This window comes from Metabacillus sediminilitoris (assembly GCF_009720625.1).
Lineage (GTDB): Bacteria > Bacillota > Bacilli > Bacillales > Bacillaceae > Metabacillus > Metabacillus sediminilitoris.
This window is the reverse complement of the sequence record NZ_CP046266.1, coordinates 3,971,372-3,990,359: the sequence shown is the minus strand read 5'-3', so window position 1 is coordinate 3,990,359 and position 18,988 is coordinate 3,971,372. Positions and strand designations below refer to the sequence as shown.

Annotated in this window: 18 protein-coding genes; all 18 read left to right on the top strand. The window is 35.7% G+C overall.

What is annotated here, in order from left to right:
• The first annotated feature begins 40 nt into the window (after positions 1-40).
• Positions 41-1,237, top strand: coding sequence for a stage III sporulation protein AE (gene spoIIIAE / locus GMB29_RS19150; protein WP_136353017.1), 1,197 nt, complete (start codon positions 41-43; stop codon positions 1,235-1,237).
• Positions 1,238-1,347: 110 nt separating this feature from the next.
• A complete protein-coding gene (spoIIIAF, locus tag GMB29_RS19145; protein ID WP_136353015.1) occupies positions 1,348-2,010 on the top strand; it encodes a stage III sporulation protein AF in 663 nt (220 codons plus the stop codon).
• A complete protein-coding gene (spoIIIAG, locus tag GMB29_RS19140; RefSeq protein WP_136353013.1) occupies positions 2,000-2,656 on the top strand; it encodes a stage III sporulation protein AG in 657 nt (218 codons plus the stop codon). The genes spoIIIAF and spoIIIAG overlap by 11 nt, the downstream gene beginning before the upstream one ends.
• Positions 2,657-2,659: 3 nt before the next feature.
• Positions 2,660-3,373: a SpoIIIAH-like family protein gene (locus GMB29_RS19135; RefSeq protein WP_155443962.1), complete on the top strand. Its 714-nt coding sequence runs from the start codon at positions 2,660-2,662 to the stop codon at positions 3,371-3,373.
• Positions 3,374-3,818: 445 nt separating this feature from the next.
• On the top strand, positions 3,819-4,307 hold the full coding sequence (gene accB, locus GMB29_RS19130) for an acetyl-CoA carboxylase biotin carboxyl carrier protein (protein WP_136353009.1): 489 nt from the start codon (positions 3,819-3,821) through the stop codon (positions 4,305-4,307).
• A 12-nt stretch (positions 4,308-4,319) separates the two neighbouring features.
• Positions 4,320-5,672 carry an acetyl-CoA carboxylase biotin carboxylase subunit gene (accC, locus tag GMB29_RS19125; RefSeq protein WP_136353007.1) on the top strand — a complete coding sequence of 451 codons (1,353 nt, stop codon included), beginning with the start codon at positions 4,320-4,322 and terminating at the stop codon, positions 5,670-5,672.
• 22 nt (positions 5,673-5,694) lie between these two features.
• Complete coding sequence (locus tag GMB29_RS19120) at positions 5,695-6,105, top strand: Asp23/Gls24 family envelope stress response protein (RefSeq protein ID WP_168733820.1); 411 nt, start codon at positions 5,695-5,697, stop codon at positions 6,103-6,105.
• Between the two features lie 322 nt (positions 6,106-6,427).
• Complete coding sequence (nusB, locus tag GMB29_RS19115) at positions 6,428-6,820, top strand: transcription antitermination factor NusB (protein WP_136353005.1); 393 nt, start codon at positions 6,428-6,430, stop codon at positions 6,818-6,820.
• A gap of 24 nt (positions 6,821-6,844) precedes the next feature.
• Complete coding sequence (gene folD, locus GMB29_RS19110) at positions 6,845-7,708, top strand: bifunctional methylenetetrahydrofolate dehydrogenase/methenyltetrahydrofolate cyclohydrolase FolD (protein ID WP_136353003.1); 864 nt, start codon at positions 6,845-6,847, stop codon at positions 7,706-7,708.
• A 106-nt stretch (positions 7,709-7,814) separates the two neighbouring features.
• A complete protein-coding gene (gene xseA, locus GMB29_RS19105) occupies positions 7,815-9,167 on the top strand; it encodes an exodeoxyribonuclease VII large subunit (RefSeq protein ID WP_136353001.1) in 1,353 nt (450 codons plus the stop codon).
• Positions 9,160-9,411 carry an exodeoxyribonuclease VII small subunit gene (locus tag GMB29_RS19100; protein ID WP_227551392.1) on the top strand — a complete coding sequence of 84 codons (252 nt, stop codon included), beginning with the start codon at positions 9,160-9,162 and terminating at the stop codon, positions 9,409-9,411. Before xseA ends, GMB29_RS19100 begins: the two co-directional genes overlap by 8 nt.
• A complete protein-coding gene (locus GMB29_RS19095) occupies positions 9,408-10,292 on the top strand; it encodes a polyprenyl synthetase family protein (RefSeq protein ID WP_227551391.1) in 885 nt (294 codons plus the stop codon). Before GMB29_RS19100 ends, GMB29_RS19095 begins: the two co-directional genes overlap by 4 nt.
• 349 nt (positions 10,293-10,641) lie before the next feature.
• Positions 10,642-12,543: a 1-deoxy-D-xylulose-5-phosphate synthase gene (gene dxs / locus GMB29_RS19090; protein WP_136352999.1), complete on the top strand. Its 1,902-nt coding sequence runs from the start codon at positions 10,642-10,644 to the stop codon at positions 12,541-12,543.
• Positions 12,540-13,391: a TlyA family RNA methyltransferase gene (locus GMB29_RS19085; protein ID WP_136352997.1), complete on the top strand. Its 852-nt coding sequence runs from the start codon at positions 12,540-12,542 to the stop codon at positions 13,389-13,391. The genes dxs and GMB29_RS19085 overlap by 4 nt, the downstream gene beginning before the upstream one ends.
• A 263-nt stretch (positions 13,392-13,654) precedes the next feature.
• Positions 13,655-14,104 (top strand): transcriptional regulator AhrC/ArgR, encoded by a 450-nt coding sequence (ahrC, locus tag GMB29_RS19080; protein WP_136352995.1) that lies wholly within the window; start codon positions 13,655-13,657, stop codon positions 14,102-14,104.
• A gap of 114 nt (positions 14,105-14,218) precedes the next feature.
• Complete coding sequence (recN, locus tag GMB29_RS19075) at positions 14,219-15,919, top strand: DNA repair protein RecN (RefSeq protein WP_136352993.1); 1,701 nt, start codon at positions 14,219-14,221, stop codon at positions 15,917-15,919.
• Positions 15,920-16,526: 607 nt separating this feature from the next.
• Positions 16,527-17,759, top strand: coding sequence for a SpoIVB peptidase (gene spoIVB / locus GMB29_RS19070; RefSeq protein WP_235883141.1), 1,233 nt, complete (start codon positions 16,527-16,529; stop codon positions 17,757-17,759).
• Between the two features lie 302 nt (positions 17,760-18,061).
• Positions 18,062-18,853 (top strand): sporulation transcription factor Spo0A, encoded by a 792-nt coding sequence (gene spo0A, locus GMB29_RS19065; protein ID WP_136352989.1) that lies wholly within the window; start codon positions 18,062-18,064, stop codon positions 18,851-18,853.
• Positions 18,854-18,988 lie beyond the last annotated feature (135 nt).

Sequence of the window (18,988 nt, the reverse complement as noted above, 5' to 3'; positions counted from 1 at the left end):
TTAGCTCTAATAAATAGATGTATAAGGCGGAGGTGTTTAAATGCGAACGTTTCTATCTCTTTTTTTTCTTTCAATCATTCTATTCAACCCAATAAATGTACAAGCCCAAACATCACCGCAGCCGGAAGTACAAGCTGACACGCCTAATGCCGATGTCATTGTGGATGAGCAAGTCGATAAATTGGAAATTAGTGATATAAAAAAATATTGGGACGAAGTAATGACAGAATACGGCGGCTTTTTGCCTGAAAGTCAAAAAGGCAGCTTACTTCAATTTTTAAGTGGAGAAAAAGAGCTGAGCTTTCAGGAGTGGATGAAGGCCTTCCTAAAATTTTTATTTCATGAATTAATTGCTAATGGAAAATTATTAGGGACGTTAATCTTGTTAACGGTTTTTAGTATGCTTCTGCAGTTGTTACAAAATGCATTTAATCAAAGCACAGTGAGTAAAGTAGCTTATGCACTTGTATATATGGTGTTAATCATCATTGCGCTAAATAGCTTTCATGTTGCCATTCAATATACAAACGATGCCATACAATCGATGACCAATTTCATCCTTGCATTAATTCCTTTGTTGTTGGCATTAATGGCTTCTTCAGGTGGGTTAGCCTCAGCAGCCTTTTTTCATCCAGTCATTATCTTTTTAATGAATACAAGTGGATTGCTAATCAAAAATATTGTGTTGCCATTGTTGTTTCTCTCAGCATTGTTAAATATTGTTAGTACACTAACAGAACAATATAAAGTCACACAGCTTGCTGGATTACTAAGAAATATTAGTATTGGTCTTCTAGCATCGTTTTTAACCATATTCCTTGGTGTCATATCTGTACAAGGAGCATCTGCTGCTGTGACAGATGGAATCACAATACGAACCGCAAAATTTATTACAGGGAATTTTATTCCTGTTCTTGGGAGGATGTTTACAGATGCAACAGATACCGTCATCAGTGCCTCTATTTTATTGAAAAATACGGTTGGAATCATTGGTGTTGCAGTCCTGTTATTTATCGCGGCTTTCCCTGCAATTAAAGTGTTATCCTTAGCATTTATTTATAAATTTGCTGCATCGATCCTTCAACCTCTTGGTGGAGGACCTGTTATAAAGTGTTTAGACATCATCAGTAAAAGCGTCATATATATTTTTGCAGCACTAGCGATTGTCTCTCTCATGTTCTTTTTAAGTATTACTGTCATCATCGCTGCAAGTAATTTAACAATTATGATGCGTTAAAAGAACCTGAATGTAAGTGCAGTAATCACCTAATAACCGTTAAAGTATCGTTAAATAGTAAGAACTGGAAGTCTACTTCCTATTAATGCTTAGGAAGGGAGGAATTTATCGTGTCTTTCTTAACAGAATGGATTACCAATATTATTGTTTTTATTTTACTGGCAATTGTTATTGATCTTTTATTACCGAATTCATCCATGCAAAAATATGCAAAAATGGTCATTAGTCTTTTACTAATCATCGTAATCATTAATCCTATCTTTAAAATATTTTCAAAAGATATGAATGATATTCTAGCAGAATTCCAGCTTGGAGCATCAACAAAAGAAGATGACGTAAAAAATTTAATAGAATTGCAGAAAAATGAAATACAAGCCTCACAACGTGCATATATTTTAGAACAAATGGCTGTCCAAATGAAAACGATGGCAAAAGAGGAGCTGGTGAAGAAATATGATGTAACGATTGATACAATCCTTCTTTCCGAATCAGAACAAGTAGTCGATATTAACTCTCAAAAAGATCTTACACATATTCAGGTATTTCTACAAAAGAATCCAACAGAAGAAGCAGAAAGTAAAGAAAAAGTTGAAGCAGTTGAGGCCGTTCAACCTATCGCAATTGACACAACAAAAGAACAACAAATAGATGAACAAGAAGTAACAATGAATGTAGAAGAAATCACAGCATTTTTAGCAAAAATTTGGGAAGTAGAAGAAGAAAAAATAACACTAGAATTGGAAGGGGGGGAGGAGTCAATAGATGAACAATAAAGAGGGCTTTTTTCACAAGTTAAAGTCTTTGCTTGGCCAGTCAGATTCTAAGAAACCATCTAAATATCAGTATTTTATTCTAGTTTTCGTATTAGGAGTAGCATTTATGCTTGTAAGTAATCTATTTAGCAGTAAAGATAATCAAACGAATGACATTGTACCTACTTCTTCATCTTCTTCTAACGAAAGCACAGAAGTCTTTAAGCAAGAAAAAGGTGAAAAAACCGGCTCCATCTCTGATTATGAAGCAGAATATGAAAATCAATTAAAGGAAGTATTAGAAACAATTTCTGGGGTAGGAAATGTATCAGTTGTCGTTAATGTTGATTCAACTGAAACAAAAGTAGTTGAAAAGAACACCGTTACAGGTAGTCAGGTAACGAAAGAAACTGACCGTGAAGGCGGAAAAAGAGAAGTAGAAGATCAATCGACTGATGAACAAGTTGTCATTATACAAGAAGGTGAAAAAGAGGTTCCGATTGTCGTACAAACAAGAAAACCAGAAATTAGAGGAGTCTTGATAGTCGCCCAAGGTGCTGACAACATTCATATAAAGAAAACAATTATTGAGTCAGTTACGCGGGTTTTGGGTGTACCAAGTCATCGCGTAGCAGTAGCCTCGAAAAAAATGAAGGAGGATGAATAGATGATGTTGAAAAAACAAACGGTTTGGTTATTAACGATGTTAAGTTTAGTGGTGGTTTTATCTGTTTATTATGTAACTTCGCCAGAAGGTGGAACTAGCGACATGGTGATGACAGAGGATGAAAAAGAAGTTAGTGAAAATGAAATAGCTAAAGAACAACCAGTTGAAGAGAAACAACCTGCAGAAGAACAACAACCTGCTGAAGAAGAAAAGCCAGCAGAAGAAGAAAAACCAGCTGAAGAAGAAAAACCAGCAGAAGAAGATAAGCAGCCGGCACAAGAAGGTAAAGGCACTGAAAAAGGTAAAAGTGAAAATGGAGAAGTCCAAACAGAAGAATTAGAGGATGGTACTGTCATTTCTAGTGTTGCCAGCGATGAATTATTTACTGAATTACGACTCCAAGTTGACGATGAACGTAATAAATTAAAAGAACAATTACAATCAATTGTAGCAAGCAATGATGCGTCAGCAAATGAGAAAAGTGAAGCATATGATGAAATGGAGGCTCTAACTGATGCAGCACAAAAAGAAGCAATCCTAGAAACGCTGATTAAATCACAAGGCTATGAGGATGCATTAGTACGTGCTGACGGAAACAATGTAAAAATTACGGTGAAAGCAAAAGAACATAGTAAATCATCTGCCAACAAAATTATGGCACTTGTGAGAGACGAAATGGAAAATATGGAAGATGTGATTGTTACATTTGAACAATAACAGGAAAAAAGTCAATCCTAAAGGGTTGGCTTTTTTTCATGAACATTTTACTGGAAAGTTTTTAGTAGTTTCCATAACTGAGACTTAACGAGACTTTATGGGCAGTTTTCACTAATAAACATGATCTTACTTTGTTTTTAAAAAGTATCTGTATCCAACCTATTGCTGCGGGGAAATGAGAGATCTCCTTTACTTGGGGTTTTCCTGTAGGCAATTGTAAGATAAAATGAAAAGCAGGAGGAACGAATCATAAAATGACTTCTGGATATAAAGGTAAACTTTTGAAAATACTGGGTATATAAACTAGAAACCTTCGTAAATGGGTACAATTGTTGTTGAATTTATTTGGTTATGTATAATAAGATGTAAGTATGGGACTAAGTTTTAGTACTAGATTATAAATTTATAAAATCATGTTTTCAAATGATTAAAGGAGTGCCTAATCATGCTAAAAATACAAGAAATAAGAGAAATCATCAATTTAATTGATCAATCATGTATTAATGAGTTTACATTTGAGCACGAAGGTTCAAAAATTACTATGAAAAAACAAACTCAAGAAGTAGAAACAGTTGTACGAAATGTTGTTGCTGCTCCAGTTGCAGAGCCAGTACACGTTCAGCCTGTACAAACTCAAACAGTATCAGCTTCAAATCAAGAAATAGTTGAGGCACCTAAAGCCGATACATCAAATTTACATAAGATTATTTCTCCTATGGTAGGAACTTTTTACTCTGCTTCTTCACCTGAAGCAGGTGATTATGTACAAGTCGGTTCAAAGGTAACGAATGACACTACGGTTTGTATCGTAGAAGCAATGAAACTCTTTAATGAAATTGAGGCTGAAGTAAAGGGCGAGATCGTCGAAATACTAGTACAAAATGGACAACTTGTTGAGTATGGACAACCTTTATTCCTTGTTAAGCCTGAGTAAGGAGCTAAAATAATGATTAAGAAATTACTAATTGCCAATCGAGGAGAAATTGCTGTCCGTATTATACGGGCATGTAAAGAATTAGATATTGAAACAGTTGCTGTATTTTCTGAAGCTGATCGTGAAGCATTACATGTTCAACTTGCTGATGAAGCATACTGTATCGGGCCAACCGCATCAAAAGATAGCTATTTAAACTTCACAAACATTATAAGTGTTGCAAAACTTACAGGTAGTGAAGCGATACATCCTGGATATGGATTTTTAGCAGAAAATGCAGATTTTGCGGAGTTATGTAAAGAATGCAATATTATCTTTGTTGGTCCTAGTGCCGAGGCTATTTCTAAAATGGGAACAAAGGATGTAGCTAGAGAAACAATGCGCCTAGCGGGAGTGCCAATTGTTCCAGGCTCACGTGGAATTATTGAAAATATCGATGAGGCAAAAATGTTGGCAAAAGATATGGGATATCCTGTTATAATAAAGGCAACAGCAGGTGGTGGCGGAAAAGGCATCCGCGTTGCTGCAGATGAAGAAGCATTAATAAAGGGTATTGAAATAACCCAGCGTGAGGCGGCAACTGCATTTGGTAATCCAGGTGTATATATTGAGAAATATATTGAGGATTTCCGCCATGTTGAGATTCAAGTATTAGCAGATTCACATGGGAATGTTATTCATCTTGGTGAGAGAGACTGCTCAATTCAACGAAGACTGCAAAAGTTACTAGAAGAAACACCATCACCAGCATTAGACGAAACAATTCGTGAACAGATGGGGGATGCGGCTGTTAAAGCAGCAGCAGCAGTTTCCTATACTGGAGCTGGAACAGTAGAATTTATTTTCGATCACATTAATAAAAAGTTTTACTTTATGGAAATGAACACACGCATCCAAGTTGAACATCCTGTAACAGAAATGGTAACTGGCATCGACTTAATAAAAGAACAAATTAAGGTCGCTTCCGGTGAAAAATTATCAGTTACCCAAGAAGAAGTAACGTTTAATGGCTGGGCGATTGAATGTCGGATTAATGCAGAAAACCCTGAAAAGAACTTTATGCCGTCAGCAGGGAAAATTAACTACTATTTGCCACCTGGTGGTTTAGGTGTTAGAGTAGACTCAGCGGTATATCCTGGTTATACCATTCCGCCATATTATGATTCAATGATTGCAAAACTTATAACTTATGGTGCGACAAGAGAGGAAGCAATTGCTCGAATGAAGCGGGCATTAAGTGAATTTGTTATAGAAGGAATTTCTACAACAATCCCATTCCATTTAAGACTACTTGAGCATGAAAAATTTGTTTCAGGTGATTTTAATACGAAGTTTCTAGAGATGTACAAGGTCATGGATTCGTAAATATTTTCGGAGGTGCTGACCAGTGAAAGATACTAATAATGTTTTAGAGATGAATCAAGAAAACAACGGTTTAGGTAAGGTTGAAATTGCTCCTGAGGTTATTGAAGTCATTGCAGGTATTGCAGCTTCAGAAATTGAAGGTGTAGCATCAATGCGTGGTAACTTTGCAGCTGGTGTCGTCGAACGACTTGGAAAGAAAAATCATGGTAAAGGCGTAAAAGTTGAGCTTGCTGAAGAAGGCATTATCATTGATGTCTACTGTGTCATGATTTTTGGTGTTTCAATTCCAACAGTTGCACAAAAGATTCAAGATAATATCCGTCAAGCATTACTTAATATGACGGCATTAGAGGTCAATGAAGTGAACATACATGTTGTTGGTGTTCAATTTGAGTCAAAAATACAAGAAATTGAAGTTGATCAAGAAATGTAAGTATAAATTTACAAGCGCTTTTCCAGTAGGATGTGAGGGGCTTGTCGCAAGAACTAAGTATGAGAAGATTTACTTAGTGATGAAAAACCAAAGGGGACTGCCCTTTGGTTTTTTTATTGATAGAAAATTATTAGAATGCCACCTGACTGGTTATATTGATAATAGAATTTTTTGAAAAACGAATGTTCAAAATAATTTAAACGTATTTATTCGTTAATACATAAAAACAATTCATTTTCGGCATGATTCTATAAGGTAGATATGGTATGATCACTTTATGACATTCGACATTATTTTTGGACATTAAAGGAGCAAGTAAAGAATGAAACGAAGAACAGCAAGAGAAAAGGCACTTCAAGCGTTATTTCAAGTGAATGTAAGCAATACAGAACCAAACGAAGCAATTGAGCACGTACTGGAAGAAGGTACTCCTGACACATTTATGAACAATCTTGTTTTTGGAACAATTGAGCATGAAAAGGAACTAGATGCATTAATATCTCCATATTTGGTTAATTGGACAATTGATCGCTTAGCAAATATTGATAAAACGATCTTGCGTATGGCAGCATATGAATTGAAATATGAACAAGATGTTCCATCTAACGTAACGTTAGATGAAGCTGTTGAATTAGCAAAAGCGTTTGGTGATGATCATTCAAGTAAATTCGTTAATGGAGTCCTCTCTAAAATTAAAAAACACCTGGAGGGTTAAACAAAATTTGAGGAGGAATTAAGAATGACAGCAACGATTATTGATGGCAAACAATTATCTCAAACAAAACGAAGTGAATTAGCGAAAGAAGTAGAACAAATAAAAGCAAAAGGTTTACTTCCAAAGCTCGTAGTGATCTTAGTTGGCGACAATCCTGCATCTCTTTCTTATATAAGAGGAAAACAAAAAGCATCTGAAGAAATTGGCGTGGGCTTTAAATTAGAACATTTTCCTGCAGCATTTACAGAAAAGGAATTGCTGGATGTAATTGAACACTACAATAACAATGATGAATATCATGGGATCTTAGTTCAACTTCCGCTGCCTGCCCATATTGATGAAACAGCTGTTGTTGAAGCAATTTCACCTCAAAAAGATGTTGATGGTTTTCATCCAATCAATATCGGTCGGATGATGACAGGTCAAGAAACATTTTTACCTTGTACACCAGCAGGAATCGTCGAAATGATAAAATCAGTTGGGGTTGAAATAACCGGGAAAAATGTTGTGGTTGTCGGGAGAAGTAACATTGTCGGTAAACCAGTTGGACAACTATTATTAAATGAACATGCTACAGTCACATACTGTCATTCTAAAACAAAGAATTTAGCCTCATATACGAAAGAAGCTGATATTTTAGTTGCAGCTGTTGGACGTGCAAATTTTATTAAAGGAAATGATATTAAGCCGGGAGCAGTCGTAATTGATGTAGGTGTTAACAGACTTGATACAGGAAAATTATGCGGTGATGTCGTATTTGACGAAGCGAAGGAAGTAGCAAGCTTCTTAACACCTGTTCCAGGCGGTGTAGGTCCTATGACGATTACAATGTTGGCACATAATACTGTACAATCTGCTAAACAATTCCTATCAAAGCAAAATAGCTAAAAAGCAATTGTCTAAGAAAAATGGACGAGAGAAGCCTCAGGTTAGAGGCTCTCTTTTTGAACGTTTTTTCTTTTTATTAGTGAGTGCAGTAAAAGGAGGTTGTACGATGAGTGAGATAAAATATGTAACGGTTACAGCCTTAACAAAGTACATAAAACGGAAATTTGATGTAGATCCGCATTTATCAGATATTTGGATTAAGGGTGAAATTTCTAATTTTAATTTACATAGCAGAGGCCATATGTACTTTACACTAAAGGATGAAAATGCACGTATACAAGCTGTTATGTTCGCTGGAGCAAATAAATCGCTTAAATTTAAACCAGAGAATGGCATGAAGGTGATTCTGCGTGGTGAAATTTCAGTGTACGAACAGAGTGGCGGGTATCAAGTTTACGTGAAAGAAATGCAGCCCGACGGAATCGGGAGTTTATATTTAGCTTATGAAGAATTGAAAAATCGATTGCAAAAAGAGGGCCTTTTTGATCAAACATACAAAAAACAGATTCCGAAATATCCAAACCGTGTCGGTGTCATTACCTCACCTACAGGTGCAGCGATTCGTGATATATTAATAACCATTAATCGGCGTTATCCGCTTGCAAAGGTTATTTTAATACCAGCCCTCGTACAAGGGGTTCATGCTGGTGCATCTGTAGCGGAAGCGATAAAGAAAGCGAATAAGCTGGGAGCACTAGATGTTTTAATTGTTGGTCGAGGTGGAGGTTCAATAGAAGAACTCTGGGCATTTAATGAAGAAATCGTAGCAAGAGAAATTTTTGCTTCGCAAATACCGATTATCTCTGCTGTTGGGCATGAAACTGATTATACAATAGCTGACTTTGTAGCGGATTTACGAGCTCCAACACCAACAGGTGCTGCCGAACTAGCTGTACCCCATATTTCTGACTTAATGGAACGTCTATTGGAACGTAAAAACAGACTAAAAAGATCCATGCTGGAAAGAATATCCTCGAATAAAGATCGATTAAATCATTATCAAACATCATATGCCTTCCGCTATCCTAAACAGCTTTATTTACAGAAGGAACAACAATTGGATCTAGTAGTTGAACGCCTTCAAAAAGAAGGTCAAAGGCTGATCAAATATAAAAAAGATACCTACTCTCATCTACAAAGCCGACTCACAAATGTTCATCCAAAAGATCAAATGAATCGCTCAAAAGAAGCACATCAAGCTTTGTTGAAAAAATTAAATCGAGAAATGAGTTCCATTCTTAATATCAAATATGCGCAATTTAATGAATCAATTGCAAAACTTAATGCACTAAGTCCACTGAAAGTAATGGATAGGGGATATAGCCTCGTATATCAAGAGGGAAATCTAATCAAAAGTATTAATCAAATAGATGAAGGTCAAATGCTTAAAGTCCAACTTAAAGATGGTCAACTTGACTGTAAAGTACATGGAGTAGAGGAGAGATCCGTCAATGAGTAAAGAAGAACAGATAAAAGATGAAGTATCGTTTGAGACTGCAATGCAGCAATTAGAGGATATTGTTGGTAAGCTTGAAGAGGGAGATGTCCCTTTGGAAAAGGCGATTGAATACTTTCAAAAAGGAATGGAGTTATCAAAACTTTGTCATGACAAACTTCAACATGTAGAGAAACAAATGGATTTTATTTTACGAGAAGATGGTGAATTAAAACCATTTGAGCTTCAGGAGGAAGAAAGATCTTGATGATACAACTTACTGATTTTTTACAGACACGAAAACAGAGAATTGAAGAGGCAATGCCTGTTTATATAGAGAAACTCCAAGCTCCTGAAACGTTGAAAAAAGCGATGCTATATTCATTAGAAGCAGGTGGAAAACGTTTAAGGCCGATTCTAGTTCTAGCTGTGCTTCATACATATAAACAAGCTGAAGATGCTGGAATTGCAACAGCGTGTGCTATTGAAATGATCCACACATATTCTTTAATCCATGATGATTTACCTTGTATGGATGATGATGACCTACGACGAGGAAAGCCGACAAATCATAAAGTTTTTGGAGAAGCCATGGCTGTGTTAGCAGGTGATGGACTCTTGACACAAAGCTTTTCTTTAATAGTAAATGATCCATTTTCTTCTTCAGAAAAAAAACTGCGAATTATATCTGAACTCGTTCTTTCAGCAGGAGCTGAAGGGATGGTTGGAGGACAAGTTGCTGATATGGAAGGTGAATCAAAGAATTTGACTCTACTTGAACTGCAGTATATTCATGAAAACAAAACAGCTAAACTTCTTTCTTTCAGTATTATTTCCGGGGCTATATTAGCAGGTGCACCAGAAGAAGATATCGAAAAACTTCGCAAATATGCGTATCATCTTGGAATTGCTTTTCAAATTCAAGACGATATATTAGATATTGAAGGAAGTCAGGAGATAATTGGTAAACCAATAGGATCTGATACAACAAATGAAAAGACAACATATCCATCGTTGTTAACCATACAAGGCGCAAAAGAAAAACTATCTGATCACATCGAACAAGCTAAAGAATTCGTAGATAGCTTATCTGTTCCAGCAGAATTACTCATTCAGATGTGTGATTTAATTGCAAAGCGAGACCACTAATCATACAGAAAGATACATTCACAATAAAAGCCGTCCATTTGGTACGGTTTTTTATTCTATCTTCAATTATCTGCACATTAGAGCCGTTTAAAGATAAAACATTGTAAAATCGGCTATTTTATGGTAAGTTTTTGCTTGCACATCATTATACTAATTTATGTATCCTATTAACAAATATACTTTTGGTTTTTAAATAAAAGATTTTTACGGTAAAATAATAAGACAAGCATATTTTGATTACAAATCAATGTAAAGGATTTCTCATTAATCTACGTTTATGATATTTAAATGATCGTGTTGAATGAATACTAACATATGAATCAAACTGAATTGAAAGTGAGTGATCCATTTGGATCTTCTATCCATTAAAGACCCGAGTTTTTTAAAAAATTTATCAAATAAAGAACTTGAAAAACTTAGTAATGAAATTCGTAAATTTTTAGTTGAAAAGCTTTCAGAAACAGGCGGACATATCGGACCTAATCTAGGTGTTGTTGAACTAACAGTTGCCCTCCATAAAGTATTCGACAGTCCAAAGGATAAATTTATTTGGGATGTTGGACATCAGTCCTATGTGCATAAAATTTTGACAGGTCGAGCAAAAGAATTTGATACATTGCGCCAATATAAAGGATTGTGCGGTTTTCCAAAACGAAATGAAAGTGAACACGATGTATGGGAAACAGGTCATAGCTCCACTTCTTTATCTGCAGCAATGGGAATGGTTATTGCCAGGGATATAAAGAAAACAAATGAACATATCATTCCAATTATAGGTGATGGAGCACTAACTGGAGGTATGGCGTTAGAAGCGTTAAACCATATTGGTCATGAGCAAAAGGATATCATTGTTGTTTTAAATGACAATGAGATGTCGATTGCTCCAAATGTTGGGGCTCTTCATAATGTTTTAGGTCGTCTAAGAACAGCTGGTAAATATCAATGGGCTAAAGATGAACTTGAATATATCTTGAAGAAAATTCCTGCTGTTGGCGGGAAATTAGCGTCCACAGCTGAACGAGTAAAGGACAGTTTAAAATATTTGCTTGTATCGGGCGTGTTTTTTGAAGAGTTAGGATTTACTTATTTAGGTCCAGTCGACGGACATAACTATGAAGCGTTATTTGAAAATCTTCAATATGCTAAAAAAACCTCAGGGCCCGTTTTACTACATGTCCTCACGAAAAAAGGTAAAGGATATGAGCCGGCTGAAACAGATACCATTGGTACTTGGCACGGTACAGGTCCATATAAAATCGAAACAGGTGATTTCTTAAAGCCTAAAGTAATCGGACCAGCCTGGAGTAAAGTTGTAAGTGAAACAGTACGGAAGCTTGCACGTGAGGATGGCAGAATTGTTGCGATAACCCCTGCTATGCCAGTTGGTTCAAAGCTTGAAGCTTTTGCTGAGGAATTTCCTGATCGCATGTTTGATGTTGGTATAGCTGAACAGCATGCAACTACTTTGGCTGCTGGTTTAGCTACTCAAAATATGAAGCCATTTTTAGCGATTTACTCAACGTTTTTACAGCGTGCGTATGATCAAGTTGTTCATGATATTTGCCGTCAAAATTTAAATGTATTTATCGGTATTGATAGAGCTGGACTTGTAGGTGCTGATGGCGAAACACATCAAGGTGTCTTTGATATAGCTTTTTTAAGACATATACCGAATATTGTGCTCATGATGGCCAAAGACGAAAATGAAGGTCAGCATTTGGTGAATACAGCACTAAAATACAATGATGGACCAATAGCTCTTCGCTATGCTCGTGGAAATGGTATCGGAGTGAAAATGGATGATAACCTGAAGGAAATTCCGATTGGTACTTGGGAAGTCCTAAGAGAAGGAAAAGATGCCGTCATCCTTACTTTTGGAACGACCATTGAAATGGCGATGGAAGCTGCAGATGAATTAGCGAAACAAGGTAAATCGATTCGCGTCATCAATGCACGTTTTATTAAACCGCTTGATGAAAAAATGCTTCATGAAATTTTAAAAGAAGATATTCCAGTTTTAACAATTGAAGAAGCAATATTACAAGGTGGTTTTGGAAGTTCGGTTTTAGAATTTGCACAAGAAAACAGTTATTCACATGCAACAATTTCAAGAATAGGTATTCCAGACCGATTTATTGAACATGGTAGTGTCTCAAAATTACTTGAAGAAATTGGTATGACTACAGAGAATGTTGTAACCTTACTTAATGAACTGGTACCGATAAATGAGAAAAAGGTATTAAGATCATGAGCGGGAAAAAGGAAAGACTGGATATTTTATTGGTTGAAAATGGGTTATTTGAAACAAGAGAAAAAGCAAAGCGTGCTATAATGGCAGGACTTGTTTATGGCAATGAAGAACGCTTAGATAAGCCCGGTGAAAAGGTCTCACGTGACCTCACTTTAACGATAAAAGGGAATACTCTTCCATATGTAAGCCGTGGTGGATTAAAGCTTGAAAAAGCGTTAAATGAATTTGATTTAACTATACAAGATAAAATCATGATTGATATAGGTTCATCAACAGGTGGCTTTACAGACTGTGCGCTGCAAAATGGTGTTAGACTCTCGTATGCAGTAGATGTAGGTTACAATCAATTAGCATGGAAACTACGTCAAGATGAAAGAGTTGTCGTTATGGAGCGTACGAATTTTCGATATTCAACTCCAGCAGACTTTGAAAAGGGTATGCCGGAATTCGCTACGATCGATGTGTCATTCATCTCGCTAAAGATTATATTACCTGTATTAAAAACAATTTTAGTTCCGCATAGCGACATAATTGCTTTGGTTAAACCTCAGTTTGAAGCGGGCAGAGAACTTGTCGGGAAAAAAGGGATTGTTCGTGATCCGGGTGTTCACGAGTTAGTTTTAAATGAAATCATAAGCTTTTCTCTAAAAGAAGGCTATGATATTTATAACTTATCTTACTCACCGATTACAGGCGGAGATGGGAACATTGAGTTTTTGATACACTTACGTTTTGAAGGGGCACAGGAGGTAGGTAAAAATCAATTTGCCCTTCCTGTAAGAGCTGTTGTAGATCAAGCACATAAAACTTTAAAAGAAAACAAACAAAAAGAAAAGCAGGAAGGATAGCAGTTGCTATTATCCTGTTTTTTTCATGAGGCATAGAGTATGTTTCGTGATCTAGCTTAAGGGATGTCGAAATAATCTGGATATTCATGCAGTCTATTAATAATTTTTGTATGCAAGATAGATGTGATGTATCTCTGTTTATCAGCTATCTATGTCCTTTTCCAGCAACTATATCTGTACTTTTAAATAACTTTAATATAAGATAAAAAGTATAAACATGCAGAAAGTTTAGACAGATTCAGCATTGATGAAGAGGTGCTATTATGAATAAAGGACAAAGACATATAAAAATCCGAGAAATTATCTCAAATAATGATATTGAAACACAGGATGAATTAGTTGATATATTAAAAGGAATGGGATTTAATGTAACACAAGCAACGGTTTCTCGTGATATTAAAGAACTTCATTTAGTTAAAGTTCCAATGATGGATGGCCGCTATAAATACAGTTTACCTGCTGACCAGCGCTTTAATCCATTACAAAAATTAAAACGATCACTTATGGATGCATTTATAAAAATTGACTCTGCAGGCCATATGATCGTAATGAAGACATTGCCGGGAAATGCAAATGCAATTGGTGCTTTAATTGACAATCTTGATTGGGATGAGGTCCTAGGAACGATTTGCGGTGATGATACCATTTTAATTATCTGTAGAACGTCTGATGATACGAAATCAATTTCAGAACGCTTTTTAGATATGCTGTAAAATTTAAAACAAATCGTCAACGTCAGCCAAAAATGATACTATATACTTAGTATGTATTTAGGCATTGACGCTTTAGTTTTATACGAACAAATTTGATAAGAGGTGTGATTCTGTTTGTTAGCGGAATTATCGATTAAAAACTTTGCCATAATAGAAGCATTAACAATTTCCTTTGAAAAAGGACTTACAGTTTTAACTGGAGAAACTGGCGCAGGTAAATCCATTATCATTGATGCGATTCATTTGTTAGCTGGAGCTAGAGGATCTTCTGAATTCGTTCGCTATGGTGAAAAACGAGCTGAGCTTGAAGGTCTTTTTCTTTTAGACGATGACCATCATCCTGTTTACTCAAAATGTGAAGAGTTTGGGATTGATGTAAGTGACGGGATGATCGTGTTACGGAGAGATTTATCCTCTTCTGGTAAAAGTATTTGTCGGATTAATGGAAAGCTTGTTACACTGGCTATTTTAAGAGAAATCGGGCAATATTTAGTTGACATACATGGTCAGCATGATAACCAAGAATTGATGAATGCAGATAATCATCTTAGCCTTCTTGATCAGTATGGCGGACAGAAAGTCAAGCAAGCACTTGAAATTTATCGTGATATTTTTAAAAATTATGATATGCTGCGAAAAAAAATTACTCAGCTTTCGGATAACGAGCAAGAAATGGCTCATCGTCTCGATTTGCTTCAATTTCAACTAGATGAAATCGAGAGTGCGGAATTAAAGCCAAATGAGGATGTTCTCCTTCTAGAGGAAAAAAATCAAATTGCTAATTTTGAAAAAGTATATGATTCATTGCATAATTCCTATAATGCGCTACATGGAGAACATAAAGGATTAGATTGGGTCGGACATGCAATGAGTAATTTAGAAGATGTTGCCTCTATCAATGAAACATTAAAAGGACTATCTGAAACCATTTCAAATGCATATTATTTATTAGAAGATCTTTCCTATCAAGTTAGAAATGAATTAGAATCGCTTGAATTTGATCCAGAGCGCTTGAATTTTGTTGAAAGCCGGTTAAATGAAATTAATCATTTAAAACGAAAATATGGACAAACTGTTGAAGAAATTCTTGTTTATTCAGCGAAAATAGAAGAAGAAATTGATACAATTCAAAATCGGGAAAGTCATTTAGATAAATTGCAAAAAGAGTTGCAATCTATCCTGCAAGATCTGTCAATAGAAGCAAAAAATGTCACAAGTATTCGTAATAACTATGCGAAAATACTGATAGAAGAAATTCATCGGGAATTAAAAGAATTATATATGGAGAAAACGACGTTTGATGTAAATTTTTCTTCTAAAATGACTGCAGAGAACGAGTTGAAATATACAGCAAGTGGGATTGATGAAGTTGAATTTTATCTATCAACAAATCCTGGAGAGCCATTAAAACCTCTAAATAAAACAGCTTCAGGTGGGGAGCTTTCTCGTATTATGCTTGCGATGAAAAGTATATTCTCTCAACATCAAGGGATAACTTCAATTATATTTGATGAAGTTGATACAGGTGTAAGCGGCCGAGTTGCACAAGCAATCGCCGAAAAAATTTACCGGGTTTCAATCGGTTCACAAGTCTTATGTATCACTCATCTACCACAGGTGGCAGCAATGGCTGATACACATTTATATATTGCAAAGCAAACAAAGTCAGGTCGAACAAAAACGAGTGTAAAACCACTTGCTGACGAAGAGAAAATAAAAGAAATCGGCCGTATGATTGCAGGTGTCGAGGTAACAGAGCTCTCTAAGGAACATGCAAAAGAGTTGCTTTCTCTTGCACATACTTCCAAAGGTTAAAAAAGGCTCCACCTTTATCGGTACGGGTTCTGATTTTTCAGGATCGAAATGGTGTTTTAGGCGTGAATTCACATAGAATTCACGCTTTTTTTGTTATAAAATCAACTCTTTGCATGATTCTCAATTCAAAAAACACATATGATTTCTTTACTGAGACGATACTAACAATTCAATGGTAAATATATGTGCGAAATCGAGTGGTTAATTGCATGTTATCTGCGGCTAGTAATTTGGCAGATGGACAAGACAATAAGAAAACGAAAAGGATAGTCCTTAATAAGAATGGAAAAAACCTGTACTTCATAACACCGTTTAAGAACAAAACATAATTATATAGCAATGATCTGCCCATTCATAAACCCAATCTTCTTTGGGGTGATCAATACCAAGTTCATCTAGGCACCCCCACATTTTGTAATATGCTAAAACTTACAACAAATCCTTCAATTTTCTAGTTATTCGAGTTATAAATGATCGCACAAAAGGCTACATTAAAACTGTAGCCATATATAGTTGTGGTGGTGTGTGTTAGGAGCGAGGAGAGTGAAGATTTTTGCAGACAGATAAAATCAGAAAAATAATTGGTGTAATTCTCCTTGTTTCATTAATGAGTTTAGGATTTGTAAAAGAAGTAAAAGAATACATTAATATCCCTACTAGTGTGACTGTTTTTGAATCACAACATGTGACCGTGCAAAACTCGATTCCTGTAAATGCATCCGAGATAGCAGAAGAAGCATTTACAGTTCAAAAAAATAGTGATGGTAAAACAATTGATGTACATGGAAAAAAAGCTGGTGAAGGTGCGGTTGTATTTGATCTAGCAGGTTTTCCAGTAAAAAAGGTAGGTGTTAATGTTCTACCTGATTTTAAAGTGATTCCTGGTGGACAGTCAATTGGTGTAAAATTGAATACTCTTGGTGTATTGGTGGTAGGACATCACCAAATAAATACCCCTGAAGGAAATAAGTCTCCCGGTGAGATTGCTGGCGTACAGGTTGGAGACATCATTACAAATATAAATGGCAAGAAAATTGAACAAATGAGTGATGTGACACCATTTATTCAAGAAGCAGGAAAATCTGGTAAACCTCTTGATTTAGTCCTTAATAGGGAAGAGAAGGAAATAAAAACGAAGCTATATCCTTTAAAGGATGAGAATGATCGGTCATTCCGAATTGGCTTATATATTCGTGATTCAGCTGCAGGAATTGGCACAATGACTTTTTTTGATCCAAAATCGAAAAAATATGGTGCTTTAGGTCATGTTATTTCAGATATGGATACAAAAAAGCCGATAGTAGTTGAAGATGGACAAATTGTCCGATCGACAGTAACTTCTATTGAAAAAGGGAGTAATGGAAATCCTGGTGAAAAGCTTGCACGGTTTTCAGGAGATCGTGAAGTGATCGGAAATATAACTCGAAATAGCCCATTTGGAATTTTTGGTAAACTTCGTCAAGATATCAATAATGGAGTTATGGATGAGGCACTCCCAATCGCACTTTCAAATGAAGTGAAAGAAGGACCGGCTAAAATCCTTACTGTTGTTAACAATGATAAGGTTGAACAATTTGACGTTGAGGTTGTTAGTTCTGTCCCTCAAAAGTTTCCGGCAACAAAAGGGATGGTCATAAAAATAACGGATAAAGAACTATTAGAAAAGACCGGCGGAATTGTTCAAGGAATGAGCGGTAGTCCAATTATTCAAAATGGGAAAGTAATTGGTGCTGTAACACATGTATTTGTAAATGATCCGACGAGTGGTTACGGAGTCCATATTGAATGGATGTTAAATGAAGCAGGAATTGATATTTATTCAAAACAGAAAGTTAGTTAATAAATCACTGTCAAGAAAATTCAGTTTTCTTGGCAGTTTTTTATTTTCTTCTTTTTTTTTCATGCGTATTTATGTAAAATATAGATGGAAAGATTTTTCGACAAAACTACCTTAGTCTCTAAATGTCAAATGACATATTTAGTCGAAAAAGAGAGCAAATTGAAGAAACGATAAGATAACCTTTATTTTTTAAGTTTTTTTAAAAAAATAAAGGGATTTTCCCCACATTGTCGAAATTATTAGGTATAATCGTGTAAAGATATAAGACATAATGGCAAAACAAGACTGAGGAGGATGTATTTGTGAGTAAAATAAAAGTATGTATAGTTGATGATAATCGAGAACTTGTTGGTTTATTAGAGGAATATCTTTCTAGTCAAGATGATATCGAAGTTCTTGGTGTTGCTTACAATGGCCAAGAATGTTTAAATATGTTAAAAGATAAAGAACCAGATGTACTAGTATTAGATATTATTATGCCTCATTTGGACGGTTTAGGAGTTTTAGAAAAGTTACGACAAGCTGATCGTCCTCAGCCAAACGTCATTATGCTAACAGCATTTGGTCAAGAGGATGTGACGAAAAAAGCAGTTGATCTTGGTGCAGCTTACTTTATTCTAAAGCCATTTGATATGGAAGGATTAGCAAGTCATATTCGTCAAGTAAGCGGGAATGCAGCACCGCTTATTAAACGATCAAGCTCATCGATCAGAACTTCGAATGAATCACAAGGAAAAGGTAAAAACCTTGACGCTAGTATTACAAGCATCATTCATGAAATCGGAGTTCCGGCACATATTAAAGGATATATGTACTTACGTGAAGCCATTTCAATGGTTTATAATGATATCGAATTATTAGGATCCATTACAAAAGTGTTATATCCTGACATTGCAAAAAAATACAATACAACAGCATCACGTGTAGAACGTGCTATCCGCCATGCAATTGAAGTAGCATGGAGTCGTGGAAATATCGAATCGATCTCTTCGTTATTTGGATATACGGTAAGCATGACAAAAGCGAAACCAACAAATTCAGAATTTATCGCGATGGTTGCGGATAAATTACGCTTGGAACATAAAGCTTCTTGAAATGGATAGGAGTATGCAGTTTCAAGGAATAGAGTTTAACCTGAAATATCATACTAACTGACCGGTTAAAGAATACCTATGGATATTTAAAAAACAACCTTCTTTTTTATTGGACTATTCCAAGAATTAGGGAGG